General features: G+C 63.5%; 24 protein-coding genes. 19 read left to right on the forward strand and 5 right to left on the reverse strand.

Annotated elements, in window-relative coordinates; genetic code table 11:
• Window positions 1-116 precede the first annotated feature (116 nt).
• Genes QQL85_RS02460 through QQL85_RS02470 form a run of 3 tightly spaced genes read left to right on the forward strand, consistent with a single transcriptional unit; the run spans window position 117 to window position 2,612 of the window.
• Entirely contained in the window at window positions 117-1,394 is a 1,278-nt protein-coding gene (locus QQL85_RS02460) for a flavohemoglobin expression-modulating QEGLA motif protein (protein WP_284355036.1), read from the forward strand.
• Window positions 1,366-2,289: an alpha/beta hydrolase gene (locus tag QQL85_RS02465; RefSeq protein WP_284355037.1), complete on the forward strand. Its 924-nt coding sequence runs from the start codon at window positions 1,366-1,368 to the stop codon at window positions 2,287-2,289. The genes QQL85_RS02460 and QQL85_RS02465 overlap by 29 nt, the downstream gene beginning before the upstream one ends.
• Window positions 2,286-2,612 (forward strand): hypothetical protein, encoded by a 327-nt coding sequence (locus QQL85_RS02470; protein ID WP_198753276.1) that lies wholly within the window; start codon window positions 2,286-2,288, stop codon window positions 2,610-2,612. Before QQL85_RS02465 ends, QQL85_RS02470 begins: the two co-directional genes overlap by 4 nt.
• Window positions 2,613-2,790: 178 nt before the next feature.
• On the opposite strand, the gene QQL85_RS02475 is transcribed toward QQL85_RS02470, so the two are convergent.
• The 3 genes from QQL85_RS02475 to QQL85_RS02485 all read right to left on the reverse strand — a co-directional run bounded on the left by QQL85_RS02475 (window position 2,791) and on the right by QQL85_RS02485 (window position 4,667).
• Window positions 2,791-3,582 carry an OmpA family protein gene (locus QQL85_RS02475; protein ID WP_284355038.1) on the reverse strand — a complete coding sequence of 264 codons (792 nt, stop codon included), beginning with the start codon at window positions 3,580-3,582 and terminating at the stop codon, window positions 2,791-2,793.
• A gap of 50 nt (window positions 3,583-3,632) precedes the next feature.
• Entirely contained in the window at window positions 3,633-4,046 is a 414-nt protein-coding gene (locus tag QQL85_RS02480) for a DUF4398 domain-containing protein (RefSeq protein WP_284355039.1), read from the reverse strand.
• Between the two features lie 276 nt (window positions 4,047-4,322).
• Entirely contained in the window at window positions 4,323-4,667 is a 345-nt protein-coding gene (locus QQL85_RS02485) for a pilin assembly protein (protein WP_105946832.1), read from the reverse strand.
• A gap of 165 nt (window positions 4,668-4,832) precedes the next feature.
• On the opposite strand from QQL85_RS02485, the gene ppc reads away from it, so the two are divergent.
• The 6 genes from ppc to QQL85_RS02515 all read left to right on the forward strand — a co-directional run bounded on the left by ppc (window position 4,833) and on the right by QQL85_RS02515 (window position 11,288).
• Window positions 4,833-7,460 (forward strand): phosphoenolpyruvate carboxylase, encoded by a 2,628-nt coding sequence (gene ppc / locus QQL85_RS02490; RefSeq protein ID WP_284355040.1) that lies wholly within the window; start codon window positions 4,833-4,835, stop codon window positions 7,458-7,460.
• A gap of 257 nt (window positions 7,461-7,717) precedes the next feature.
• Window positions 7,718-8,368, forward strand: a complete 651-nt coding sequence (gene adk / locus QQL85_RS02495; protein WP_284355041.1) for an adenylate kinase — start codon at window positions 7,718-7,720, stop codon at window positions 8,366-8,368.
• A 91-nt stretch (window positions 8,369-8,459) separates the two neighbouring features.
• Window positions 8,460-9,134, forward strand: a complete 675-nt coding sequence (gene tsaB / locus QQL85_RS02500) for a tRNA (adenosine(37)-N6)-threonylcarbamoyltransferase complex dimerization subunit type 1 TsaB (RefSeq protein WP_284355042.1) — start codon at window positions 8,460-8,462, stop codon at window positions 9,132-9,134.
• 131 nt (window positions 9,135-9,265) lie between these two features.
• Window positions 9,266-9,556: a hypothetical protein gene (locus tag QQL85_RS02505; protein WP_284355043.1), complete on the forward strand. Its 291-nt coding sequence runs from the start codon at window positions 9,266-9,268 to the stop codon at window positions 9,554-9,556.
• Between the two features lie 3 nt (window positions 9,557-9,559).
• Window positions 9,560-10,429 (forward strand): DUF72 domain-containing protein, encoded by an 870-nt coding sequence (locus QQL85_RS02510; RefSeq protein WP_284355044.1) that lies wholly within the window; start codon window positions 9,560-9,562, stop codon window positions 10,427-10,429.
• A 28-nt stretch (window positions 10,430-10,457) separates the two neighbouring features.
• Window positions 10,458-11,288 carry an isocitrate lyase/PEP mutase family protein gene (locus tag QQL85_RS02515; protein WP_284355045.1) on the forward strand — a complete coding sequence of 277 codons (831 nt, stop codon included), beginning with the start codon at window positions 10,458-10,460 and terminating at the stop codon, window positions 11,286-11,288.
• Window positions 11,289-11,290: 2 nt separating this feature from the next.
• Here QQL85_RS02515 and QQL85_RS02520 read toward each other — a convergent pair whose 3' ends face one another.
• Window positions 11,291-11,911, reverse strand: a complete 621-nt coding sequence (locus QQL85_RS02520; protein WP_284355046.1) for an energy transducer TonB — start codon at window positions 11,909-11,911, stop codon at window positions 11,291-11,293.
• 104 nt (window positions 11,912-12,015) lie between these two features.
• Here QQL85_RS02520 and QQL85_RS02525 point away from each other — a divergent pair, with 104 nt between their 5' ends.
• On the forward strand, window positions 12,016-12,792 hold the full coding sequence (locus tag QQL85_RS02525; protein WP_284355047.1) for a class I SAM-dependent methyltransferase: 777 nt from the start codon (window positions 12,016-12,018) through the stop codon (window positions 12,790-12,792).
• Between the two features lie 194 nt (window positions 12,793-12,986).
• On the opposite strand, the gene QQL85_RS02530 is transcribed toward QQL85_RS02525, so the two are convergent.
• Window positions 12,987-13,628 (reverse strand): TetR/AcrR family transcriptional regulator, encoded by a 642-nt coding sequence (locus QQL85_RS02530; RefSeq protein ID WP_284355048.1) that lies wholly within the window; start codon window positions 13,626-13,628, stop codon window positions 12,987-12,989.
• Window positions 13,629-13,867: 239 nt separating this feature from the next.
• On the opposite strand from QQL85_RS02530, the gene QQL85_RS02535 reads away from it, so the two are divergent.
• The 9 genes from QQL85_RS02535 to QQL85_RS02575 all read left to right on the forward strand — a co-directional run bounded on the left by QQL85_RS02535 (window position 13,868) and on the right by QQL85_RS02575 (window position 24,090).
• Complete coding sequence (locus tag QQL85_RS02535; protein WP_110742236.1) at window positions 13,868-15,271, forward strand: LLM class flavin-dependent oxidoreductase; 1,404 nt, start codon at window positions 13,868-13,870, stop codon at window positions 15,269-15,271.
• Window positions 15,272-15,290: 19 nt separating this feature from the next.
• Entirely contained in the window at window positions 15,291-16,253 is a 963-nt protein-coding gene (locus tag QQL85_RS02540; protein WP_284355049.1) for an AMP-binding protein, read from the forward strand.
• Window positions 16,250-17,020, forward strand: a complete 771-nt coding sequence (locus tag QQL85_RS02545) for an ABC transporter ATP-binding protein (RefSeq protein WP_284355050.1) — start codon at window positions 16,250-16,252, stop codon at window positions 17,018-17,020. Before QQL85_RS02540 ends, QQL85_RS02545 begins: the two co-directional genes overlap by 4 nt.
• A complete protein-coding gene (locus tag QQL85_RS02550; RefSeq protein WP_284355051.1) occupies window positions 17,017-17,898 on the forward strand; it encodes a branched-chain amino acid ABC transporter permease in 882 nt (293 codons plus the stop codon). The genes QQL85_RS02545 and QQL85_RS02550 overlap by 4 nt, the downstream gene beginning before the upstream one ends.
• A gap of 4 nt (window positions 17,899-17,902) precedes the next feature.
• Window positions 17,903-18,967, forward strand: coding sequence for a branched-chain amino acid ABC transporter permease (locus tag QQL85_RS02555; protein WP_284355052.1), 1,065 nt, complete (start codon window positions 17,903-17,905; stop codon window positions 18,965-18,967).
• A 79-nt stretch (window positions 18,968-19,046) separates the two neighbouring features.
• The gene (locus QQL85_RS02560) at window positions 19,047-20,387 is read left to right on the forward strand and encodes an ABC transporter substrate-binding protein (RefSeq protein WP_284355053.1); all 1,341 of its coding nucleotides are present in this window, start codon (window positions 19,047-19,049) and stop codon (window positions 20,385-20,387) included.
• A gap of 29 nt (window positions 20,388-20,416) precedes the next feature.
• Window positions 20,417-21,766: an ABC transporter substrate-binding protein gene (locus tag QQL85_RS02565; protein WP_284355054.1), complete on the forward strand. Its 1,350-nt coding sequence runs from the start codon at window positions 20,417-20,419 to the stop codon at window positions 21,764-21,766.
• A complete protein-coding gene (locus QQL85_RS02570; RefSeq protein WP_284355055.1) occupies window positions 21,763-22,539 on the forward strand; it encodes an ABC transporter ATP-binding protein in 777 nt (258 codons plus the stop codon). The genes QQL85_RS02565 and QQL85_RS02570 overlap by 4 nt, the downstream gene beginning before the upstream one ends.
• 207 nt (window positions 22,540-22,746) lie before the next feature.
• Entirely contained in the window at window positions 22,747-24,090 is a 1,344-nt protein-coding gene (locus tag QQL85_RS02575) for an OprD family porin (protein ID WP_284355056.1), read from the forward strand.
• Window positions 24,091-24,241: the final 151 nt, after the last annotated feature.

Consider the following 24,241-nt stretch of genomic DNA (forward strand, 5'->3'; position numbering starts at 1 on the left):
GGCAAGCCCGCTCCCACAGGTATTTCACAGGTCTTTGATCCTGTGGTGTACCTGTGGGAGCGGGCTTGCCCGCGAAGAGGCCGGTGCAGGTTTCGTGTACTAAAAAGGAGTCCCCGGTGGACGAATACCAGCAAACCATCCGCGCCTTGTCCGACCGCATCGTTGCGGCGCAGACCCCGATCCGGGTGCTGGACGCGGTGAAGTGGGACGACAATATCCGTCAGGGCTTCCTCAAGGCCAAGGGCAAGGAGCCGCCAGCCGTCGACCGTGCCTATTACCAGTCGCGCCCGCTGGCGTTCGACTCCGGTGCGGTCAAGGCCGAGTTCCAGGGCATCGAGCGTGACATCATCCGCCAGCTTGGCCAGTTCAACCCGGTCGGGCAGATCATGAAGCGCATGTGCCGCGAATACCGCATGGTGGTGCGCATGCTCGAAGCGCGCGGCACCGAGGACTTCGGCCTGATCTCTCAGGAGCTTTATGGCGCAGCCTCCGATGCCTTCCATGCCGGTGATCCGACCCTGGCCGACCTCGGCTTGATGCTCTCTGATTACCTGAACAACATCGATGGCCGTGGCGACCTGAAGGACGAACCCAAGAACCTCACCGCCAAGGAAGCCGTGGATATCCTCCAGCGCCGCCTGAACAAAGTGTTCGGTGAAGCCGAGGAAACCATCCGCGTGTTCGAGTCTGACGGTATCGTCGCCGACGCCGCAGCCGGTGCCGACTACATCAAGGTGCGCGCCGATGCCATGTTCAACAGCCGCGACGTGCGCGCCCTGGAGGTACACGAAGGGCTGGTGCACGTCGGTACCACGCTCAATGGCCTGAACCAGCCGATCTGCACCTTCCTGGCCAAGGGCCCGCCCTCGTCGACGGTAACCCAGGAAGGCCTGGCTATCCTCATGGAGGTCATCGCCTTCGCCTCCTACCCTAGTCGTCTGCGCAAACTCACCAACCGCACCCGCGCCATCCACATGGTCGAGGAGGGCGCGGATTTTCTTCAGGTGTTCAATTTTTTCCGCGAGCAAGGCTTCGAGATGGCGCAGAGCTACAGCAACGCCAGCCGGGTATTCCGCGGCTCGGTGCCCAATGGCCTGCCGTTTACCAAGGACTTGTCCTACCTCAAGGGTTTCATCATGGTTTACAACTACATTCAGTTGGCCGTGAAGAAGGGCAAGCTCGAACAGATCCCGTTGCTGTTCTGTGGCAAGACCACGCTGGAAGACATGCGCACCCTGCGCCAGTTGGTGGAGGAGGGGCTGGTCGAGCCGCCCAAGTACCTGCCCGAACAGTTCCGCGACCTTAACGCGTTGTCGGCCTGGATGTGCTTCTCCAACTTCCTCAACCACCTGAGCCTGGATCGCATTGAAGCCGACTACGCGAACATTCTCTGAGTGCTGCCGCCTGCTGGTGTTTGGCCTGGTCCTGCTGGGCCTTGGCGGCTGCAGCAGCCTGTTGTTCTACCCCGAGCGTGGCCAGGCCTTTACCCCCGAACGGGCCAGGCTTGACTACCGCGATGTCTCCCTGGTCACGTCGGACGGCCTGCGCCTGCACGGTTGGTGGTTGCCGGCCAAGGCGGGTGTCGCGGTCAAGGGCACGGTACTGCACTTGCACGGCAACGGCGGCAACCTGCCTGGGCATCTGGGTGGCAGTTACTGGCTGCCGGAGCAGGGCTACCAGGTGCTGATGATCGATTACCGTGGCTATGGCCTGTCGCAGGGCACGCCGAGCCTGCCTGACGTGTACGAGGACATTGCGGCGGCCATGGCCTGGCTGGACCAGGCACCCGAGGTCAAGGGCAAGCCGCTGGTGCTGCTGGGGCAGAGTCTGGGGGGCGCCATGGCCATTCATTACCTGGCCGCTCATCCCGAGCAACGCCAGCGCTTCAGCGCCCTGGTGTTCGATGGCGTGCCGGCCAGTTACCGTGGGGTGGGGCGCTATGCCCTCAGCACGTCGTGGATGACCTGGCCGCTGCAGGTGCCGCTGTCGTGGCTGGTGCCGGACGGCGACAGCGCCATTCGCTCCATCGAGCAACTGAGCAGCCCGCCCAAGCTGTTCTTCCACAGCATCGACGACAACCTGGTGCCGATGGACAACGGCATCCGCCTGTACCAGCACGCACCACCACCACGCGTACTGCAACTGACCCGCGGCGGCCATGTGCAGACCTTCGCCGACCCCACATGGCGCCAGGTGATGTTGCGTTTCCTCGACGACCCCAGCCATTTCAACGGCCTTCGGCGCCTTGCCGAAGTGCCCAATTTCCCTGACGAGAAGAACGAGCAATGAGTGAAGAACGCAACGCCATCCCGCTGATCCTGACCGGCGTCGGCAGCATCATCGTGACGGTGGGGGCCTTGTGGTACTACGGTTACCTGCATTTCGCCAAACCCGAGGATGCCCTGTTGTTGCAGGACTTCACCATGCTCAAGACCATCCCGGGCGAGGACTACAAGGTATCGCTGGACCCGGCGCCGCAAGTGGCCCAGTGCATCGATGGTGTGCTTGTGCTGTTCGACACCGAGCAGAAAGGCCTGACCGGCGTGCTGGTGGACAACCGCAAGCGTGCTGTGCGCTGCATGGGCGAAGAAACCCCGCAGCAGGTGCAGTGAGCCAGCCTCTCTATAGCCTGTTCCGGCCTCTTCGCGGCTAAAGCCGCTCCCACAGGGATTGCGCAAAGCTCGAAACTGGCGCAGTCCCTGTGGGAGCGGCTTTAGCCGCGAAAGGGCCGGAACAGGCAAAAGGAAGCCCCGCGTAGATCGCGGGGCTTGTCATTTCAGCTAGCCAGCCTTACTGCTGAACCTGGCTCACCGTACGCGGTGCCACCGGCTGGTTGTCGTTGGAGATGGTCACTTCCACCCGGCGATTTTGCGCCCGGCCCGAGTTGCTGCCGTTGTCCGCTACCGGGTACTCCTTGCCGTAGCCCTGGGCGACGATGCGCGCAGGGTCCACGCCGGCACGTACCAGCGCCATGCGCACGGCGCCCGCGCGGCGCTCGGACAGGCTTTGGTTGTAGTTGGCCGAGCCGACACTGTCGGTGTAGCCCTCGACGATCACCTTACGCTCAGGGTTTTCCTGAAGGAACTGCGCCAGCTTGGTGACATTCGGGTAGGCGTTGCTCTTGAGCTCGGCCTTGTTGAAGTCGAACAGCACATCACCGAAGGTCACCAGCGTACCGCGGTCGGTCTGCTTGGCGTTCAGGCTGTCCTGCAGCTTGGCGATCTGTGCGTCGCGGGCGTCCAGTTTGGCTTGGGCGCGTTGGGCCGAGGCGTTCTTCAGCTCGCCCTCGGCAGTGCGCAGGGCGATGGTCTGCTTGGCCACCTCAACACGCTGGTTGGTCAGGTAGGCAAGCTGGTCGACCTTCTTCTGGTCTTCACGGTCCATGTAGGCCTTGTCGGCCTTGTTCAGCCAGTCCTGGGCGTCCTTGGTCTCCAGCGCCGCCACCTTGCTCGATTGTGGGTCGCTCTGCAGCGAGGAGAAATTGGTACGGGCCGCTTCCAGGTTGGCGTTAGGGTCGTGCGAGCAGGCAGCAAGACCAACGCTGAGGGCCAGCAGGGCGGGAATCATGACGAAATTGCGCATAGTGTTCATCCTTTGATCGTGTGCGAAAGCTGAGGTTGGCGGGGCAGGGCTCACTGAGCGCTGCGCAGGCCTTCCTCACGTACGTCCTGAACGCCCTGACGGGCATCCTGTACGGCCTTCTCGGCCTTGGCCGCCTGGGCTTTGCGTTCGGCGAGGCGTGCGTCCCATTCGGCTTGTTGGGCCAGCAGTTTCGCTTCGTCGTACTTCTTGTCGTGCATGGCGATTTCGGCCTGCTTGAACTTGTCCTGGGCCGCTTTCATTTCCACAGCCGCGAACTCGGTGCCGCCAGCGCTGACAGCGGCGTTCACGGCGGACTGGGTAACGGCATACTGCTCGGTAGGCGGGTTGCCCGCGCAGCCGGCCAGGACCAGGCTACTGCCCAGGGCCAGCGCGGCCAGCTTGAGCCCGCGCACATGGGTGAATGACAGTTTGCTGGTGCGGGTCTTCATGGTGGTCAGCTCCATTGGATCACTCCTGATTACGACGATGTCCGTAGCAGTCCATCGCTCATTCCCTGACAAATCCGTGCGCTTCAGCTGAACGGTGCACAAGGGCAGGTGTGCAGGGTTTTAGCGTGATGGCTATTGGCTCCGACTCGATCGTTTTTCGAATGGTTCAGAAAAAAGTGCGCTGGGTGGGCAATTATTTCTGACTGACTGGTCAGCGAGGATTTGTTTGAACTTTCGCGTGCGGGAGCGGTATTCCGGGCCTTGAACAGGCCCGGAACGGTGGCGCGGGGGCTATTTGTCGCTGTCGGCAGCGGTGTTGCTCAGGCTGTGCAGGTGTTGTCGCGAGAGCGACAGGAAGCGTGGGGTAGGCCCTACATCTTCGTACAGTGGGTCGCCTTCTTCATCGGTGGCGATGACCTGACGGCCCTGCACATAGGGGAAGCTGGCCTCCACTTCTTCAAGGGCGGCGGCTACCAGTTCGCCGAGCAATTCCTCGGCGGTGCGCTTGGGGTACATGTCGATCAGCGCGGCCAGACGCGCCTCGGACTCCAGGTCCAGATGCAATACATGGCCCGTGCGGCTGAGGGTGCCGGCGGCATTCTGTTCCCAGTGCTGGGCGAGTTCACGGATTTTCATGATGACCTCTGGTTACGCCTGCTAAGGCTGCATGGCATGGGAGTGCTATGCCTTCACTTTAGTTTGCTTTGGCCGATCACGGCTTGCCATCGCCGCCAGCGTGGGGGCACTCTTCGGTACAGCTGTGTACAGGAGTGCGCCAGAGCCGCGCCAAAGAGAGGGCCAATGACCGATATCGATGTGCGTTTGCGTGAAGATGTCCATGTGTTGGGTGAGCTGCTGGGTGAAACCATTCGCCAGCAGCAGGGTGATGCGTTCCTGCAGAAAATCGAGGACATCCGCCACAGTGCCAAGGCCGACCGGCGAGGCCCCGGCGAACAACTGAGCTCGACCCTGGCGGACCTGGCCGAAGAAGACCTGCTTCCCGTGGCCAGGGCTTTCAATCAGTTCCTCAATCTGGCCAACATGGCAGAACAGTACCAGTTGATCCGCCGCCGCGACGCCGACCAGCCCGACCCCTTCGAGGCCCGTGTGCTGCCCGAGCTGCTGGCGCGCCTGAAGCAGGCCGGGCACAGCGATGATGCCCTGGCCCGACAGTTGGCCAAGCTCGACATCCAGCTGGTGCTCACCGCGCACCCCACCGAGGTGGCCCGCCGCACCCTCATCCAGAAGTACGACGCCATCGCCGGCCAGCTGGCCGCCCAGGACCATCGCGACCTGACCCCGGACGAACGCCAGCAGGTGCGAGAGCGACTGCGCCGGCTGATTGCCGAGGCCTGGCACACCGAAGAAATCCGCCGCACCCGGCCGACCCCGGTAGATGAAGCCAAATGGGGCTTTGCGGTCATCGAACATTCGTTGTGGCACGCCATCCCCAGCCACCTGCGCAAGGTCGACAAGGCCCTGCTGGAGGCCACCGGCCTGCGCCTGCCGCTGGAGGCCGCACCTGTTCGCTTTGCCTCGTGGATGGGCGGTGACCGGGACGGCAACCCCAACGTGACCGCTGCGGTCACCCGCGAGGTACTGTTGCTGGCGCGCTGGATGGCCGCCGACCTGTTCCTGCGCGACATCGATGCGCTGGCCGCCGAATTGTCCATGCAGCAGGCCAACGATGCCCTGCGCGCCCGGGTCGGCGACAGTGCCGAACCCTACCGTGCCGTGCTCAAGCAACTGCGCGACCGCCTGCGCGCGACGCGTGCCTGGGCGCATTCGGCATTGACCAGCAGTCAGCCGGCCAGCGCCGAGGTGCTGGTGGATAACCGTGACCTGATCGCGCCGCTGGAGCTGTGCTACCAGTCGCTGCACGAATGCGGCATGGGCGTGATTGCCGAAGGCCCGTTGCTCGACTGCCTGCGCCGCGCGGTCACCTTCGGCTTGTTCCTTGGCCGCCTGGACGTGCGCCAGGACGCTGCCCGCCACCGTGACGCGTTGACCGAGATTACCGACTACCTGGGCCTGGGGCGTTATGCCGACTGGGATGAGGATCGCCGTATCGCGTTTCTCCAGGCCGAACTGAAAAACCGCCGGCCGCTATTGCCCGCGCATTTCAAACCGCAGGCGGATACTGCAGAAGTACTGGCCACCTGCCGGGAGGTGGCTGCCGCGCCAGCTGCCTCGCTGGGCTCTTACGTCATCTCCATGGCGGGTGCCGCCTCGGATGTGCTGGCGGTGCAATTGCTGCTCAAGGAAGCTGGCCTGACCCGACCCATGCGTGTGGTGCCGCTGTTCGAGACCCTGGCCGACCTGGACAATGCTGGCCCGGTGATGCAACGACTGCTCGGCCTGCCGGGCTACCGCGCCGGGCTGCGCGGCCCGCAGGAAGTGATGATTGGCTACTCCGACTCGGCCAAGGATGCCGGTACCACGGCGGCGGCCTGGGCGCAGTACCGGGCCCAGGAAAACCTGGTGCGCATCTGCGCCGAGCACCAGGTTGAACTGCTGTTGTTCCACGGCCGTGGCGGCACCGTTGGGCGCGGCGGTGGCCCGGCCCACGCGGCGATCCTGTCGCAACCGCCGGGTTCGGTGGCGGGGCGTTTGCGCACCACCGAGCAAGGCGAGATGATCCGTTTCAAGTTCGGTTTGCCGGGTATCGCCGAGCAAAACCTCAACCTGTACCTGGCCGCCGTGCTCGAAGCTACCCTGTTGCCACCACCGCCCCCGCAACCCGCGTGGCGCGAGGTGATGGATCAGCTGGCTGCCGATGGCGTCAAGGCCTATCGCAGTGTGGTGCGGGACAACCCCGACTTTGTCGAATACTTCCGCCAGTCGACGCCAGAGCAAGAGTTGGGGCGCCTGCCACTGGGCAGCCGCCCGGCCAAGCGCCGCGCCGGGGGCATCGAAAGCCTGCGGGCCATCCCGTGGATTTTCGGCTGGACCCAGACGCGCCTGATGCTGCCAGCCTGGCTGGGCTGGGAAACGGCGTTGAGCAATGCCCTGGCCCGTGGCCAAGGCGAGCTGCTGGCGCAGATGCGCGAGCACTGGCCGTTCTTCCGCACGCGCATCGACATGCTGGAAATGGTGCTGGCCAAGGCCGATGCGCAAATTGCCCAGGCCTACGACGAACGTCTAGTGCAACCGCACTTGCTTCCTTTAGGTGCGCACCTGCGCGACCTATTGTCGCAGTCGTGCCGGGTGGTGCTGGGCCTGACCGGGCAGCCGGTGCTACTGGCGCACAGCCCTGAAACGCTGGAATTCATCAGCCTGCGCAACACCTACCTGGACCCGCTGCACCGCCTTCAGGCCGAGCTGCTGGCCCGTTCGCGCAGCCGCGAAGCCGCTCTGGACAGCCCGTTGGAGCAGGCCTTGCTGGTGACTGTGGCGGGTATTGCCGCCGGGCTGCGCAATACCGGTTGAGGGAGTGCCCAAGCCCGTCAGGTTGAGTGGTGCGCAGGTCATGCACGGGCAAGGGGAGGGTGGTTGCGCCGGGCGCAACCACCTGCCCGGTCGGCCACAAGTGGCGCATTCCTGCAACTTTGGGACGCTTGTATGGCTGCCGGGCGCTGTGTATCTTGAGCAGCCTTCTGACCGTTTTATGGTCATACCCGATTTTCCGGACTTGGCCCTGGTTGCCGAATCCATTGAATTTCATAAAAAAATTTGAGGAGCACAAGATGCGCGTAATTCTGCTGGGAGCTCCCGGGGCCGGTAAAGGTACTCAGGCAAAGTTCATCACCGAAAAGTTCGGTATTCCACAGATCTCCACCGGTGACATGCTGCGTGCCGCCGTCAAGGCCGGTACCCCGCTGGGCCTGGAGCTGAAGAAAGTCATGGATGCCGGCCAACTGGTCTCCGACGAGTTGATCATCAGCCTGGTCAAGGAGCGCATCGCCCAGCCTGATTGCGCCAACGGCTGCCTGTTCGACGGCTTCCCACGCACCATCCCGCAAGCCGAAGCCATGGTCGCTGCCGGTGTCGACATCGACGCCGTGGTCGAAATCGCCGTGGACGACGAAGAAATCGTCGGTCGCATGGCGGGCCGTCGCGTGCACCTGGCCTCGGGCCGTACCTACCACATTCAGTACAACCCGCCGAAAGTGGAAGGCAAGGACGACCAGACAGGTGAAGACCTGATCCAGCGTGACGACGACAAGGAAGAAACCGTTCGTCATCGCCTGTCGGTCTACCACACCCAGACCAAGCCGCTGGTGGACTTCTATCAGAAGCTGTCGGCCGCCAATGCCGGCAAGCCGAAGTACAGCCACATCGAAGGTGTCGGTTCGGTCGACGCCATCACGGCCAAGGTCCTGGCAGCCCTGAGCTGATCCAGCGCCCGACGCCCATCGACAACGGCCCGCTTGCGGGCCGTTGTCGTTTATACTGCCGCTCTTTTCCCTGCACCTGGATACCCGTTCGATGACCACCCTGCTGGCCCTGGATACCGCCACCGAAGCCTGTTCCGTCGCGCTGCTGCATGACGGCAAGGTAACCAGCCATTACGAGGTGATCCCACGTCAGCACGCGCAGAAGCTGCTGCCGATGATCAAACAGCTGCTGGCCGAGTCGGGCGTTGCGTTGAATGCGCTGGATGCAATCGCCTTCGGCCGTGGTCCAGGTGCCTTCACCGGCGTGCGCATCGCCATCGGTGTGGTCCAGGGCCTGGCCTTCGCGCTGGAGCGCCCGGTCTTGCCAGTATCCAACCTGGCCGCGCTAGCCCAGGGCGCGCTGCGCGAGCAGGGCGTGCAGCAGGTGGCAGCCGCCATCGATGCGCGCATGGATGAAGTGTACTGGGGTTGCTATCAGGCTACGGCGGGCGAAATGCGCCTGGTCGGCCGCGAGGCGGTCTTGCCGCCCGAGCAGGTGGCGCTGCCAGCGGGTAGCAGTGGCGAGTGGTTTGGTGCCGGCACCGGTTGGGGCTATGCCGAGCGCCTGGCTGTGCAAGCATCTGCCAGTAATGCCAGTGCCTTGCCTAATGCGCTGGACATCCTCAGCCTGGCCCGTTTCGCCTGGGCCCGGGGCGAGGCGATTGTCGCCGAGCAGGCGCAACCGGTGTACCTGCGCGACAATGTAGCTACGCCCAAGAAGAGCTGAATGCTGTTCGTCGGTTATCTCCGGTAACACTTAAACCTTCTGTGCGATCTGTGGTCCAGTTATCACTTAAGCATTAGCGACAGAACCCTGATGCTGCTAAATTGCCATCATTGGTCCTGAGTATTCATGCCATGCGTATCGACGGTTTCTCATCGCAGTCCTACCCGATCAAGCGCACGCCGCGCAAGGCAGCGGTGCGTGACGAGGCCATCGATGATGCCGAGGTGATCGAAGAGAACGCCACGGCGCCTCAGGAAGCCACCGCCCGCCGTCGCAGCGGTGGCCTGCCCGCCCGCCAGCAGGACATGATATTCCCGCGCGCCCGTGACCGCCGCACAGCCACCGCACTGGCCAGCTACCTCAATACTGCCGGTTTCACCGATTGGGACATGGAAGTGCTGGGGCTCGACCTGTACATTTAGTGGATGAATCCATCACCACTGCCTTACTTTCTCGGTTGCCCGTCGTGGAGTGAAAACGCCTGGCGCGACTACCTGTACCCCGCCGACGCCAACAGCAATGAAATGCTGGGCCTCTACAGTCAGGTTTTCAACGCCGTCGAGGGCAACACCACCTTCTACGCACGCCCCGCCCCCGGCACCCTTGCACGCTGGGCGCAGGTGATGCCCGAGCACTTCCGTTTCACCGCCAAGTTTCCCAGGGACATCAGCCACGAGGGCGACCTGCGTGATCAGCTTGAGCCTGCCTTCGATTTCACCCGTCTGATGGCTCTGCTAGGCCAGCGCGTATCGCCGTACTGGCTGCAGTTACCGGCCCAGTTCGGCCCGGCGCGTTTGGATGAGCTTGGCTACTTCCTGGATGAAATCGGTGTGCCAGTGGCAGTGGAAGTGCGCAACCAGGCCTTTTTCGCCAAAGGTGAGGAAGAGCGCCTGCTCAACCGCCTGCTGCACGAGCGTGGCGTGGAGCGCATTTGCCTGGACCCGCGAGCGCTGTTCAGTTGCACCTCGCGCGACGCTGCCGTACTGCACGCGCAGTCCAAGAAACCCAAGGTGCCACCACGCCCTGCAGCCTTCAGCCAGCACCCGCAGGTGCGCTTCATCGGCCACCCGGCGCTGGAGGCTAATGAGGCCTTCCTTACCCCTTGGGTAGAAAAAGTCGCCACCTGGATTGAAGAGGGCCGCACCCCCTACATCTTCCTGCACACCTCGGACAATCGCCTGGCCGCAGCGCTGGCCCAGCGGTTTCATCAACGCCTGATGGCACGCCTGCCGGGCCTCGCTTCTTTGCCTGAATTGCCGCGCGCGCCCGAGGTCGAACAACTGGGGCTACTCTGACCTTTCCCTGACTGCCGGAGGTTGATTCATGGATGTGCAAACCCTGCGAGCCGAAGCCTTCAAGGCGCTGCATGAACGTCATGGCGCGTTCGTCATCCCCAACCCGTGGGATGCCGGCTCCGCCAAGTTGTTGGCCAGCCTGGGTTTCGAGGCACTGGCCACGACCAGTGCCGGCCTGGCCTTCAGCCTGGGCCGCCCGGATGCCGAAGGTGCCTTGAGCCTGGAGGATACCCTGGACAATGCCGGGGAGATTGTCGATGCCACCCCTTTGCCGGTGGCTGCCGACCTGGAAAACGGCTTTGGCGACCTGCCCGAGGATTGCGCCAATACCATTCTGCGCGCCGCTGAGGCGGGCCTGGTGGGCGGCTCCATCGAGGATGCCAGTGGACGCAACGAATCGCCCATCTATGACTTCGGGCTGGCGGTGGAGCGCGTTCGCGCCGCCGTGCAGGCTGCGCGTAGCCTGCCTTTCCCGTTCACCCTGTGCGCCCGGGCAGAAAACCTGCTGCACGGGCGCATGGACCTGGACGACACCATCAAACGCCTGCAGGCCTACGCCGAAGCCGGTGCCGATGTGCTTTACGCCCCGGGCCTGCGTACCGTCGAGGAAATTCGTGCTGTGGTGCAGGCCGTGGCGCCGCGCCCGGTGAACGTGTTGATGGGCATGGCGGGTGTGCCGCTGAGCGTGAACCAGTTGCAGGACCTGGGTGTGCGCCGTATCAGCGTTGGCTCATCGCTGGCTCGCGCAGCCTTGGGGGCGTTCCACCAGGCGGCGCTGGAAATCCGCGATGAGGGTACATTCGGCTATGGGGAGCAGGCACTGCCGTTCGCGCAGTTGAACGACCTGTTCCGCCGCTGACTTCAGGCGTGAACGCGCACGTTGTTCAGCACCACCGGGCGCGCCCAATGGATGTCGAACTCCAGGTCATTCTGCTGTTTGGCCAGGGTTGTGTCATCGAACGGTTCGGGCGCCGGGTCCAGCAGGTCGGTTTCGAATTCGGCGATGGGCAGGAACAATGAACGCGGAGTAGGGCCTGGGCCGGGCTCGGCAATTGGCTGGCCCTGGCTCATCACCACCGGGCGCGTCCAGTTGTTGCTGATATCCAGCTGACGCTGTTGCTCGATCAGTTCCAGGGCACTGAACGGCTCGGGAGCAGGGGGCAGCAGCTTGGCTTCAAGCTCTGCCTTGGGGAGGAACAGCGGCTCTGGCGGTGCCACCTCGGTGTCCTGCACCGGGCAGGCGCGCTGGGCGTCGATCAGGGCCAGTGCACGGGCGCCGCCGATAGGCTCGCCGCTGTCGTGGTCGTACTGCACGAACGACTGGCTGACGCTGTCTACGCGCTCTTCCTGCTGCTCGGCCATGGCCCGGGCAAAAAAATCCTGCCACAGGTGGCTGACGCCCCCAAGTGCCTGGGTATTGTGCTGACTGTAGTTGCCGACAGGCGACAAATAGGTCAAGCCGATGGGAAGAGTATCTGACATGGCAGTCGCGCGCGTTGTGCTCTGGCAGAATAGCGGGATATTGCCTGTATCGGCCGTGAGTGCCGATTCATTAAGGGCTTGGTCTGATTTTTTAGGTGTGGACGATGGAAGAGCAAGGCACGGGTATCAGGGTCGAGGCGATGTCGGCTGAGTATGCGGAACAGGCCAAGGTATGGGCCGAGCGCCTGGGTTTGCCGCTGCAGGACGATGCCGCTGGCTTCTCCGTGCAGGTCGGTGCCGAGGGCTTGCAGATTCAGCAACTGGGCCCGCAGGCACCCGGGCCGGTGCGTGTGGACTTCGTCGAAGGCCAGGCTGCGCACCGGCGCCAGTTTGGCGGTGGCAACGGGCAGATGATCGCCAAGGCCGTGGGCATTGCCCAAGGCGTGCGGCCGCAGGTGCTGGATGCCACGGCAGGCTTGGGCAAGGATGCATTCGTGCTGGCCAGCCTGGGCTGCCAGATGACCCTGATCGAGCGCCAACCGCTGATTGCCGCGTTGCTGGAGGATGGCCTTGCGCGGGCGCGTGTGGATGAAGAAGTGGGGCCGATTGTCGGGCGCATGCGCTTGCTGACCGGCAACGCCATCGAGCGCATGCGCACCTGGGAAGGGGAGGCGCCGCAGGTGATCTACCTTGACCCGATGTTCCCGCACCGCGACAAGAGCGCCTTGGTGAAAAAGGAAATGCGCGTGTTCCGGCCTTTGGTGGGTGACGACCTGGACGCCCCGGCCCTGCTCGAAGCTGCCCTTGCGCTGGCCAGCCACCGGGTGGTGGTGAAGCGACCGCGCAAGGCGCCGATCATTGACGGGCCGAAGCCGAGCCATAGCCTGGAGGGTAAGTCGAGCCGGTATGATATTTACCCGAAGAAAGCCTTGAAGGCCTGATTTTCCCCCAACTGGCCGGCTAGCGCGGTCATTGTGGGAGCAACTGCCTTGCTTAAACGTTGAAAGTTTGCGCGATTACTGTGGGAGCGGGCTTGTCCCGCAAACACCGGCGAAGCCGGTGCCATGCAGCGCGTGGCTCCATTCGCGGGACAAGCCCGCTCCCACAATGACCACTGTTCTCTGCCTGGCAGCGCTCAGGGTTTGAATGCCCGCAAGAACACCCCCACCACCTCCCGCACATGCGCCTCGGCCTCTTCGCCCTCCAGCGGCCCCGCGCACCCCAGCAGCAGCCGATAATCCGGCGCGCCTTTCACCAGGCAGAAAAAGTGCTCCGCCGCCCACAGCGGGTTGTCGATATGCAGCAGCCCGCGCTCATGCGCCCCGCGCAGCAGCGCTTCCATCCCCGCCAGCACGCGCTTGGGCCCGGCCTCGTAGAAATACTCGCCAAAACTCGGGTCCAGGCTGCCCTGGGCCATGATCAGGCGGCTGAGCTTGACCGCTTCGTCACTGCTGATCAGTGCCTGGAAACCACGGGCAATGGTCAGCAGCACCTCCTCCACCGGTACCCCCTCGGGGTACTCGAACAGCAAGTCGGGCAGTTGGATCTGGCAGGTGGCCATGACCGCCGAGCAGAACAAGGTCTGCTTGTCGGTGAAGTGGCTGTACACGGTGAGTTTTGAAACACCTGCCGCCGCAGCGACCGCATCCATGCTGGTGTTGGCGTAGCCAAGGCTGAGGAACAGCGCCTTGGCCGCTTCAAGAATTGCCTCGCGCTTGGCCAGGTCCTTTGGCCGGCCTGGGCCGATGGGTGCGTCGTTGGACATTGTGGTCTGCATCTGGTTGAAGAGTCGTTCATCTTAACGGGTCAGGCGCCATCCGGCTAAAACCAACCCGCAAAACCTGCTGTTCGCCAGTAGACAGTTGATCGACACTGGTGTCGTCACGCAGGCATTGCTAGTGTTGCTTTGTTTTGTAAGTTAATGATTTATAACGATTAATTTGTTGGCATGAATCGTGTTGATAGAGCTGTAAGGGTACCTGAAAAGGGTGCCGAGCCTATCGAACAGGAGTCTCCATGCCACGCGAAATTCGTTTGAACGCCTTCGAAATGAACTGTGTCGGCCACCAGTCGCCCGGCCTGTGGCGGCACCCCAAGGACCGTGCCTGGCAGTACAAGGACCTGGACTATTGGACAGACCTGGCCAAGCTGCTGGAGCGCGGCAAGTTCGACGGCATCTTCATTGCCGACGTGATCGGCATTTACGATGTGCTGGGCGGCAATGGCGACGCGGCCATCCGCCAGGCGGCCCAGGTGCCGGTGAACGACCCGCTGGCACTGATCACACCCATGGCGCTCGTCACCGAACACCTCGGTTTCGGCCTGACGGCCTCGCTCACCTTCGAGCACCCGTACCCGTTTGCCCGTCGGCTATCAACCCTCGACCACCTGACCAAGGGCCGCATCGGCTGGAACATCGTCACCTCTTACCTCGACAGCGGTGCGCGCAACCTTGGGCAAAAGGCGCTGAGCGACCATGACGCCCGCTACGACTACGCCGACGAGTACCTGGAGGTGCTGTACAAGCTGTTCGAAGGCAGTTGGGAAGACGGTGCGGTGGTGCGCGACCGCGAAACCGGCCTGTTCACCGACCCGCGCAAAGTCCACGAGATCCGCCACCACGGCAAACACTTCCAGGTCCCGGGCATCCACCTGTGCGAGCCGTCGCCGCAACGTACACCGGTGCTTTACCAGGCCGGTGCGTCCAGCCGCGGCAAAAATTTCGCTGCCGGCCACGCCGAATGCGTGTTCGTCGCCGCGCCGTCCAAGGTCATTTTGAAAAAGACCGTGGCCGACATTCGCCGCCGTGCCGCCGAGGCCGGGCGCGACCCGCGCAAGGTGCTGATCTTCAACATGCAGACAGTGATCGTCGACGAAACCGACGCCAAGGCCCAGGCCAAATGGCAGGAGCTGAAAAGCTACGCCAGCTACGAAGGCGCCCTGGCGCTGATTTCCGGCTGGACCGGCATCGACTTCAGCAAGTACCAGCCTGACCAGGTGCTGGAGCATATCCACACCAATGCCATCCAGTCGGCGGTGGAAGCGTTTTCCACCGCCGACCCGAACAAGCGCTGGACCGTGCAGGAGCTGGCCGACTGGGTCGGCATCGGCGGCTTTGGCCCGCTGATCGTCGGCAGTGCGCAGACCGTAGCGGACGAGTTGCAGGCCTGGGTTGAAGAAACCGATGTCGACGGCTTCAACCTGACCTATGCCCTGGCCCACGAAACCTTCCGCGATGTGGTCGAGTTGCTGGTGCCCGAACTGCAGCAACGGGGGGCCTACAAGACCGAATACCGCCCCGGCACCCTGCGCGAGAAGCTGTTCGGTGACGGCCCACGGCTGCCGGCCACGCACCCGGCTGCCGGTTACCGCGACCTGAGCCGCCAACCCACCCCGGCCAGCATTACCGAGCCGGCCTGAGCCGACAGGGAGCCACGCGATGAATGTGCATGAATTTACCCCGCCGCAGGCTGATGCCGTGGCCGACAGCCACTTGCAGGCCCTGCAGCGCTGGGCCCGGGAGCGCCCAACCCGAGTCGCCCTGCGCCATCGGCGCTTGGGCGTGTGGAAGGCCTGGCGCTGGATCGACGTACAGCGAGAGGTCGAACGCCTGGCCGATGGCTTGAGCCAGCAGGGCTTCGTGGCAGGCGCGCGGCTGGCCTTGAGCGGTGCCTACGAGCCCAGCCTGGTGTTGCTTGCGCTGGCCGCGCGGCGCCTGAATGGCCACGCCCTGCTGATCCCCGCCAACAGCCGTGGCGAAGACTTGCAACGCCAGCTGCGCCTGGCCCACCCGGGGTTCGCCTTTGTCCAGCGCCGCGAGCAAGTGGCGCAGTGGCTGCAAACGGGTTTGCATACCCAATGGCCGCTGCGCTTGTTCACGCCGCAAGCCGATGCCGTGCTCACAGGCCAATGGCAAGTTCTGCCGCTGTCGGCGCTGTTTGTCGGTGCTGCACCTGCAGCGCAGCGTTTGGGTTGGGCACAGGTCACCCGGGACGAGGTGCTCTGGGTTGATGAAGGCAGCGAATGGCGCGAAGGCCTGGCGCACCTGCTTGACCGCTGGCTGGAGCGGGGCGAAGGCCTGGCGTTTCCGGAAACGGCCGAGTCGGCCAGCCGCGATCGCCGTGAAATCGCCCCGACGGCGCTGCTGCTGTCCGCCGAACGGGTGCAGACACTGGCCGACGAAATAGAGGCACGGCTGCCGCCTGCCGGCAGTTGGCAACGGCGGCTGTGCGACTGGGTACAGCAAGACCCGCAGCGCGGTCTGCGCCGTTGGCTGAAAGCACGGGTGCGGCACTTGCTCGGTTTTCAGCGCCTGCAGCGCATCGACGTGCCAAGCGCCCCAGTTGCATCGGGAAATGCACAGCCGGCATGGCTGCGTGATTACCTGGAGCGTGCGGCATGAGCGCTTTGCTGGAGGTGCGCAACGTGTCGCTGTCGTTCAAGGGCGTGAAGGCGATTTCCGATTTGTCGTTCAGCGTAAGGCGCGGGGAGATCTGCGCCCTGATCGGGCCCAATGGCGCGGGTAAAAGCTCGCTGCTGAACATCCTCAACGGGGTCTATCGCGCCGATGCCGGCCAGCTGTTTTTCGCCGAACAGCCGCTGCGTCGCCCGCACCCGCTGACCGCCGCACGGCTGGGCATTGGCCGTACGTTCCAGAACAACGCGTTGTTCAAGAAGATGAGCGTGCTCGACAACCTGCTGACCGGGCTGTCGCGCTTTCAGCGCAGTTTCTTCCTTGAGCAGGCGCTGGGTTTGCCGCGTGCCCGCCGTGAGGCGCGGGCATTTGCCGAACGCGCCGAGCAGGTGCTGGAGTTTCTCGAACTGCAGGCCTGGCGCGATGTGGCCGTTGGCAGCCTGCCTTACGGCCTGCAGAAGCGCGTGGAGCTGGGCCGTGCGCTGATCGCCCATCCGACGCTGTTGCTGCTCGACGAACCGATGGCCGGAATGAACGCCGAGGAGAAGCAGGAAATGAGCCGCTTCATCGCCGATATCAATCGTGATCTGGGCACCACGGTGATCCTGATCGAGCACGACATTCAAGTGGTGATGGGCCTGTCCAGCCATGTGGTGGTGCTGGATTACGGGCGCAAGGTGGGTGATGGTTCGCCCGCCGAAGTGCAGGCCAATCCCGAAGTGATAGCTGCGTACCTGGGGGCGCCGCACGGATGAACTTCTTTCTCGAAACCCTGATCGGCGGCCTGCTCGCCGGCACCATGTACTCGCTGGTGGCGATCGGCTTCGTGCTGATCTACAAGGCCAGCGGCGTGTTCAACTTTGCCCAGGGCGCCATGCTGCTGTTCGCTGCGCTGACCTTCGTCAGCCTGCACCAGCAAGGCCTGCCGTTTGCCGTGGCGCTGGCCATTACCGTCGTGGTGATGATCATCGGCGCGCTGCTGATCGAACGGCTGGTGCTGCGGCCACTGGTCAACCGCTCGCAAATCACCTTGTTCATGGCCACGCTGGGCCTGTCGTTCATCATCGAAGGGCTCGCCCAAGGGCTGATGGGGGCTCAGGTGCGTGCGCTGGACCTGGGCATCGAAGACGTGCCGCTGTTCGTCGGCGACATCATGATCAGCCAGTTCGACCTGGTGGCCGCTGGTGTTTCCGCCGCACTGGTGACGCTGTTGGCCCTGCTGTTCAACCGCACCCGCATCGGCCTGGCCTTGCGCGCGGTGGCCGACGACACCCGCGCCGCATTGTCGCTGGGCATCAACCTCAACCGCATCTGGCAGGTGGTGTGGGCCGTGGCGGGCGTGGTCGGGCTGGTGGCCGGGCTGCTGTGGGGCGCACGCCAAGGGGTGCAGTTCTCGCTGTCGCTGGTGGTACTCAAGGCACTGCCGGTGCTGATTATCGGGGGCTTCACCTCGATTGGCGGGGCGATTGTCGGCGGCCTGATCGTGGGTGCTGCGGAGAACCTGGCCGAGGCCTATATCGGGCCTTTGATCGGCGGAGGCATCACCCCCTGGTTCGCCTATTTCCTGGCGTTGATCTTCCTCTACATCCGCCCCGCCGGCCTGTTCGGCGATCGGGCCATCGAACGGGTATGACCGCATGACCACGACTGCTGCGCGCCTGACAGCGCGCTTCGACGATGCACCCTTGACCTTGGTGGCCCGCCATCGCCCACTGGGCCTGGCGCTGTTGCTGCTGCTGGCCTTTGTTGTCTTGCCCTTGCTGGGCAGCGACTACTGGCTGAATGCGATCCTCATCCCGTTCCTGGTGTTGTCGCTGGCAGGCCTTGGCTTGAACCTGCTGACCGGCTACACCGGGCAGACCTCGGTGGGGGCGGCGGGCTTCATGGCGGTCGGGGCGTTTGCCACCTATGGCTTGCTGCTGCGCGTGCCGGGGCTGCCGTTGCCGTTGGCGCTACTGGGCGGTGGCCTGATCGCCGGGGTGGTGGGGCTGGTGTTCGGCCTGCCCAGTTCGCGCATCAAGGGTTTCTACCTGATGGTCACTACGCTGGCCGCGCAGTTCTTTCTGGAGTGGGTGTTCGCCAAGTTCGCGTGGTTTTACAACTACGCCTCGTCCGGCACCATCAGCGCGCCGCGCCTGGAACTGTTCGGGCATAACCTGGCCACGCCGGTGGGGCGCTACCTGCTGACCCTCAGTTGCGTGGTGGTGCTGACCTGGGTGGCGGTAAACCTGGTGCGTAGCCAGGTGGGCCGCAACTGGATGGCGATCCGCGACATGGACACCGCCGCCGCAGTCATCGGCATCCAGGTGGAGCGCTACAAGCGCCTGGCCTTTGCCGTCAGCGCGTTCTACCTGGGCATTGCCGGGGCGCTGTGGGCCTTCGCCTACCTGGGCACGGCCAGTGCCGGCAGCTTCGACATCAACCGCTCATTCCAGATCCTGTTCATCATCATTATCGGCGGCATGGGCAGCATTGCCGGCAACTTCATTGGCGCAGCCTTCATCAGCCTCACGCCGATCCTGCTCAGCCATGCCGGGCAGTGGCTGTTCAACGGCCATGTCGATGCCGGGCAATTGCAGAACCTGCAGAAGATCCTGTTTGGCAGCCTGATCATCTGGTTCCTGATCAAGGAACCCGAGGGCCTGGTGCGCCTGCTGGGCAACCTGCGTGAACGCATTCGCGTCTGGCCGCTGCGCTTCTGACCCCAAACCAATACTTTCAGGCGCCTTGACCCGGCCACGGGAAAGGAGGTTTCAAACCCTTCACTCAAAAGAACCGAATATGCGTAAAACCTTGCGTCGTCACCTGCTCGCCAGCCTGTTCCTGCTGGGCGCGCCTACCTTGCTGCCGGCTATTGCCGCCGCTGCAGACAACCAGCAATTCGTACCCATGGCCACCTACCGGGTTGGCGCCTATGCCTCCAGCGGGATCCCGTGGTGGGCCGGTGAAATCGACTATTTCCGCTACATCAACGAAGTGGAGGGCGGCATCAACGGCGTCAAGCTCACCTGGCAGGAATGCGAGACCGAGTGGAACGTCGACCGCATCGTCGAGTGCTACGAGCGCTACAAGAACGGCCAGGACGGGGCGCCCACAGCGTTCTTCTTCACCCACAGCACGCCGGGCTCGTATGCCTTGATGGAGAAGGGCGCAGCCGACCGCATTCCGTTGATCGACGGTGCCGGTGGGCGTACCGAGTCCACCGATGGCAGCGTGTTTCCCTATGCCTTCCCACTGTTGTTGAACTACTACGGCCAGGCTTCGGTGGGCATCAACTACATCGCTGAGCGCGAGGGTGGTTTCGACAAGCTCAAGGGCAAGAAGATCGTCACCGTGTACCACGACTCGGCCTATGGCCGCGAAACCCAGGCGCCGATGCAATTGCTGGCGCAGAAGTATGGCTTCGAAAACATCCAGATCCCGGTGGCCGACCCGGGCAACGAACAGTCGGCGCAGTGGCGCCAGGTACGCCAGCTGAAACCGGACTGGGTGTTCCTGCGCACCTGGGGTGTGTCGACCCCGGTCGGCATCAAGACGGCGGCCCGTTTCGGCATTCCGGTCGACCACATCATTGGTGACGTCTGGGCCGGCTCCGAGGCCGATGTAATCCCGGCCGGCACTGCGGCCAAGGGCTACCAGGCGCTGGCACCATTCCCGGGTGGCAGCGACTTTGCCATCCACCAGCGCCTGCGCCAGCACATCCTCGATACTGGCAAGAGCGACCTCAAGGACCCGAGCTACTTCGGCAAGGTGTACTACAACATCGGCCTGATCAACGCCGCCATTGCCGTCGAGGCGCTGCGCACGGCGCAGGGCAAGTTTGGCAACCGCCCGCTTAACGGCGAGGAGGCGCGCTGGGGCTTCGAACACCTCAACATCGACGCGGCACGGCTTAAAGCCATTGGCTTTGAAGGCCTTCTGCCGCCGCTGAAACTGTCCTGCTCGGACCACGAAGGCGGCGGCGCGGCGCGCGTGCAGCAGTGGGACGGCGAAAAATGGGTACTGGTGACCGACTGGGTGCAGGCCGACCGGGCCACCTTGCGCCCGCTGATCGAGGCCAAGTCGGCCGCCTACGCCAAGGAAAAAGGCATCACGCCACGCGATTGCGCCAGCGAGCAGTGAACACTCAACGACACTTCAGGGAAATCATCATGTACGCACCTTTCAAACGCTACGGCGCCGCGCTCGGCCTTGCACTGGGCATTGCTTCTGCATGGCTGCCGGTTGTCCAGGCCGCCAGCAACGAACAGTTCTTCCCGTTGGCCACCTACCGGGTGGGTGCCTATGCCTCCAGTGGCATTCCGGTATGGGCCGGGATGATCGACTACCTGCGCTACATCAACGAGGTCGAAGGCGGCATCAACGGCGTCAAGCTGGTTTGGCAGGAATGCGAAACCGAATGGACGGCCGAGAAGGGCATCGAATGCTACGAGCGCTTCAAGAACGGCCTGAACGGCGCGCCGGTGGCTTTGTACCAGCCTAACGGCGCACCGGCCGCCTACGCCCTGGCGGAAAAGGCCGAGGCCGACAAGATCCCGCTGATCACCTTGGGCTACGGCCGCACCGAAGCCACCGATGGTCGGGTGTTTCCCTACAACTTCCCGGTGATGCTGACCTTCTACAGCGAGGCGTCGGCTTTCATCAACTATGTGGCCGAGCGCGAAGGCGGGCTGGACAAGCTCAAGGGCAAAAAGATTGCCACCGTTTACCACGACTCCGCCTATGGGCGCGAAACCCAGGGGCCAATGGCGCTGCTGGCGCAGAAATACGGCTTCGAGAATATCCAGATACCGGTGGCCGACCCGGGCAATGAACAGGCTGGTCAATGGCGCCAGGTGCGCCAGCAGAAGCCGGACTGGGTGTTCCTGCGTACCTGGGGTGTGTCCACGCCGGTAGCGATCAAGACGGCGGCGCGCTTCGGCTTCCCGGTGGACCGTATCGTCGGCGACATCTGGGCCAGTTCCAACGAAGACGTGCTGCCGGCAGGCGAGGCCGGCAAAGGTTACCTGGCATTGACGCCCTATCCGGGTGGCGCCGATTTCGACATTCACCAGCGCATCCGCAAGTACATCGTCGACACGGGTAAGAGCGACCTCAAGGACCCGAAAAGCTTTGGCAGCGTGTACTACAACTCTGGCCTGGTGAATGCGGCCATCGCCGTCGAGGCCATCCGCGCCGGGCAGAAGAGGTTCGGCAACCGCCCGCTCAACGGCGAGGAAGGGCGCTGGGGCCTGGAGCACCTGGACCTGGGCGATGCCCGCCTGAAGGAAATCGGCTTCCTCGGCCTGATGCAGCCATTGAAGCTGTCGTGCAGCGACCACGAAGGCGGGGGCGCGGCGAAGGTGCAGCAGTGGGATGGCCAGAAGTGGACGCTGGTGACCGACTGGGTACAGGCCGACCGCGCCACCCTGCGCCCGCTGATCGATGCCAAGGCGGGTGAGTATGCCCGTGAGAAGGGCGTTACCGCCCGCGAATGCGCTAAAGACGAGGCGGCCCCATGACCCATGCCTCGCTTGCTGCCGAGCGCGCCAATGAGTTGCTGGGCGTGCAGGATATCGAAGTGATCTACGACGGCGCGATCCTGGCCGTGGCCGGGGTTTCCCTGCGGGTCGGGCAGGGCGATATCGTCGCCTTGCTGGGCGCCAACGGGGCTGGCAAAAGCACCACGCTCAAGGCCATTTCCGGGTTGCTGCAGGCTGACCGCGCACGGGTCAGCCGTGGGCATATCCGCTTCCAGGGCCAAGATACCGACGGCATCGCAGCCAACCGGTTGGCAGCCCAAGGCATCGTGCATGTGCTGGAGGGGCGACATGTGTTCGCCCACCTCACCATCGAGGAAAACCTGCGTACCGGGGGCTTTTTGCGCAAGCCGGCGCGGCGCGAGCTGGAGCAGGCGCTGGAGCGCATCTATGCCTGGTTCCCGCGTTTGAAAACCAAGCGCAAGACCCAGGCCGGGCTGACCTCGGGTGGCGAGCAGCAGATGCTGGCCATCGGTCGTGCGCTGATGACCCAGCCACGGCTGGTGCTGCTGGACGAGCCCTCGATGGGGCTGGCGCCGATCATCGTCGAGGAAATCTTCGACATCGTCGCCCAGCTCAATGCCAAGGAGGGCATGAGCTTTCTGGTGGCTGAGCAGAACATCAACGTTGCCCTGCGCCATGCCGACTATGCCTACATCCTGGAGAACGGCCGGGTGGCGGGTGAGGGCGCTGCAGCGGCGCTGGCAATGCGGGAAGACCTGAGGCACTTCTACTTGGGAGGCAAGGCTGACTGAAAGTTTCCGGGGCTGCTTTGCAGCCCCGGAAGTGTTGTATCGCACGCAACAGCAACTGAACAATTTGCCTGTAAAGAACATTCAAGCGATTTCTTTAGCTTATATAAGTACCTGAAATATAAGCATTTTATGGGTGGCACAGTTATTGGAATAGCAGAACACCCCACCACCCCGGCGGGGTTATCCAGCCCATAAGGACGTTCTGCCATGCGCTCGCGCAACTACCCACCTGTCACCCTCGCCCTCGCCATCGGCCTGAGCACACCGGCATTCGCCGACGACGAAGGTTTCCTCGACGGCACTCAACTGCAAATCATCAACCGCAACTATTACTTCAGCCAGGATTACCGCAACGGCGATTTCACCCGTAACCCCAACACCGGCGAACGCCAGAGCCAGCACCGCGAATGGGGCCACGGCATCATCGCCAACCTGCAGTCGGGGTTCACCCAGGGCACGGTAGGTCTGGGCCTGGACGTGCAAGGCCTGGTCGGGCTGAAGCTGGACGGTGGCAATGGCACGGTGGGCAATGGCGTGGGGGTGCCGGGCATCGTCTCGCGCTCGGGCAGCAACTTCGATGGCGAGCCCAAGGATGCCTACGGCAAGGTCGGCGTGGCGCTGAAGGCGCGCGTGCAGGATACCGAATTGCGCTATGGCGATGTCAGCCCGACCAGCCCGGTGCTGCATGCCAGCGACATCCGCCTGCTGCCGCAGACCCTGCGCGGTTTCATGTTCAACGACCACTCGCTGCAAGGCCTGACCCTGCAAGGTGGCAAGTTGGAGTCCAGCAGCGACCGCAACGCCAGCAACCACCGTGGCGACCTTGGCACCGTGTACGCCGGGCGGCTGAAGGGCGCCAATGACGTGGTGTACCTGGGCGGCGACTACCGCTTCAACGACCAGCTGAACCTGCGCCTGCACGCCAGCCGGCTGGACGATGTGTGGAACCAGCAGTTCTTCAACGTTGACTATGTTCAGCCACTGGGTGACAGCCTGGCCCTGAAGACCGGCCTGGATTACTACCGCACCCGCGACAGCGGCCAGGCGCTGGCCGGCAAGATCGACAACGATTCATGGAGCGTGCATGCCGGCATCAATGCAGGCGGGCATGGCTTCAAGCTGTCGTATACGCGCATCGACGGCGACACGCCGTTCGACTATGTGTGGAACACCTACGACATTCAACTGGACGCGGCATCGCAGGTATCCGACTTCAACAACCCCAACGAACGGGCCTGGGAAGCGCGCTACGACTACAACTTCGCCGTGCTCGGCCTGCCTGGGCTGTCGCTTACCGCTCGCTATGTGCGCGGCAGCGATATTGACGGCACCCGGGCGGGCGGCGCCTACAGCTACTACAACGGCATCGCGGATGGCCGCCATTGGGAGCGCAACCTGTGGGTGCGCTATGTGGTGCAGGGCGGGCCGGCCAAAAACCTGTCGTTCAACGTGATGCAGGCCACCCACCGGGTGGGTGGAGGTCATACCGCCGAGGCCAACGTCGACGAGCTGCGGGTGATCGTCGAGTACCCGCTGGACATCAGCCTTTGAGTGGGCCCGGCGAACTGTTCGCGGGGCAACAGGCAATCTGCAGTTTGTCGGTCCTGGGGCTTTCCGAGTGACCGTGAATTTTTCATAACTATATGAATTTAAAGACTTTATAAGGTTGGCACAGGTTCTGCTGAACACCTGTGGAACCTGT

It is taken from the genome of Pseudomonas putida (genome assembly GCF_030159595.1).
Classification (GTDB): domain Bacteria; phylum Pseudomonadota; class Gammaproteobacteria; order Pseudomonadales; family Pseudomonadaceae; genus Aquipseudomonas; species Aquipseudomonas putida_AC.

What these genes read in the sequence shown, in the direction of transcription:
- QQL85_RS02470 (WP_198753276.1), top strand. Translation starts at nt 2,286, where the DNA reads ATGAGTGAAGAACGCAACGCCATCCCGCTGATCCTGACCGGCGTCGGC.
- QQL85_RS02475 (WP_284355038.1), bottom strand. Translation starts at nt 3,582, where the DNA reads ATGCGCAATTTCGTCATGATTCCCGCCCTGCTGGCCCTCAGCGTTGGT.
- QQL85_RS02480 (WP_284355039.1), bottom strand. Translation starts at nt 4,046, where the DNA reads ATGGAGCTGACCACCATGAAGACCCGCACCAGCAAACTGTCATTCACC.
- QQL85_RS02485 (WP_105946832.1), bottom strand. Translation starts at nt 4,667, where the DNA reads ATGAAAATCCGTGAACTCGCCCAGCACTGGGAACAGAATGCCGCCGGC.
- ppc (WP_284355040.1), top strand. Translation starts at nt 4,833, where the DNA reads ATGACCGATATCGATGTGCGTTTGCGTGAAGATGTCCATGTGTTGGGT.
- adk (WP_284355041.1), top strand. Translation starts at nt 7,718, where the DNA reads ATGCGCGTAATTCTGCTGGGAGCTCCCGGGGCCGGTAAAGGTACTCAG.
- tsaB (WP_284355042.1), top strand. Translation starts at nt 8,460, where the DNA reads ATGACCACCCTGCTGGCCCTGGATACCGCCACCGAAGCCTGTTCCGTC.
- QQL85_RS02505 (WP_284355043.1), top strand. Translation starts at nt 9,266, where the DNA reads ATGCGTATCGACGGTTTCTCATCGCAGTCCTACCCGATCAAGCGCACG.
- QQL85_RS02510 (WP_284355044.1), top strand. Translation starts at nt 9,560, where the DNA reads ATGAATCCATCACCACTGCCTTACTTTCTCGGTTGCCCGTCGTGGAGT.
- QQL85_RS02515 (WP_284355045.1), top strand. Translation starts at nt 10,458, where the DNA reads ATGGATGTGCAAACCCTGCGAGCCGAAGCCTTCAAGGCGCTGCATGAA.
- QQL85_RS02520 (WP_284355046.1), bottom strand. Translation starts at nt 11,911, where the DNA reads ATGTCAGATACTCTTCCCATCGGCTTGACCTATTTGTCGCCTGTCGGC.
- QQL85_RS02525 (WP_284355047.1), top strand. Translation starts at nt 12,016, where the DNA reads ATGGAAGAGCAAGGCACGGGTATCAGGGTCGAGGCGATGTCGGCTGAG.
- QQL85_RS02530 (WP_284355048.1), bottom strand. Translation starts at nt 13,628, where the DNA reads ATGCAGACCACAATGTCCAACGACGCACCCATCGGCCCAGGCCGGCCA.
- QQL85_RS02535 (WP_110742236.1), top strand. Translation starts at nt 13,868, where the DNA reads ATGCCACGCGAAATTCGTTTGAACGCCTTCGAAATGAACTGTGTCGGC.
- QQL85_RS02540 (WP_284355049.1), top strand. Translation starts at nt 15,291, where the DNA reads ATGAATGTGCATGAATTTACCCCGCCGCAGGCTGATGCCGTGGCCGAC.
- QQL85_RS02545 (WP_284355050.1), top strand. Translation starts at nt 16,250, where the DNA reads ATGAGCGCTTTGCTGGAGGTGCGCAACGTGTCGCTGTCGTTCAAGGGC.
- QQL85_RS02550 (WP_284355051.1), top strand. Translation starts at nt 17,017, where the DNA reads ATGAACTTCTTTCTCGAAACCCTGATCGGCGGCCTGCTCGCCGGCACC.
- QQL85_RS02555 (WP_284355052.1), top strand. Translation starts at nt 17,903, where the DNA reads ATGACCACGACTGCTGCGCGCCTGACAGCGCGCTTCGACGATGCACCC.
- QQL85_RS02560 (WP_284355053.1), top strand. Translation starts at nt 19,047, where the DNA reads ATGCGTAAAACCTTGCGTCGTCACCTGCTCGCCAGCCTGTTCCTGCTG.
- QQL85_RS02565 (WP_284355054.1), top strand. Translation starts at nt 20,417, where the DNA reads ATGTACGCACCTTTCAAACGCTACGGCGCCGCGCTCGGCCTTGCACTG.
- QQL85_RS02570 (WP_284355055.1), top strand. Translation starts at nt 21,763, where the DNA reads ATGACCCATGCCTCGCTTGCTGCCGAGCGCGCCAATGAGTTGCTGGGC.
- QQL85_RS02575 (WP_284355056.1), top strand. Translation starts at nt 22,747, where the DNA reads ATGCGCTCGCGCAACTACCCACCTGTCACCCTCGCCCTCGCCATCGGC.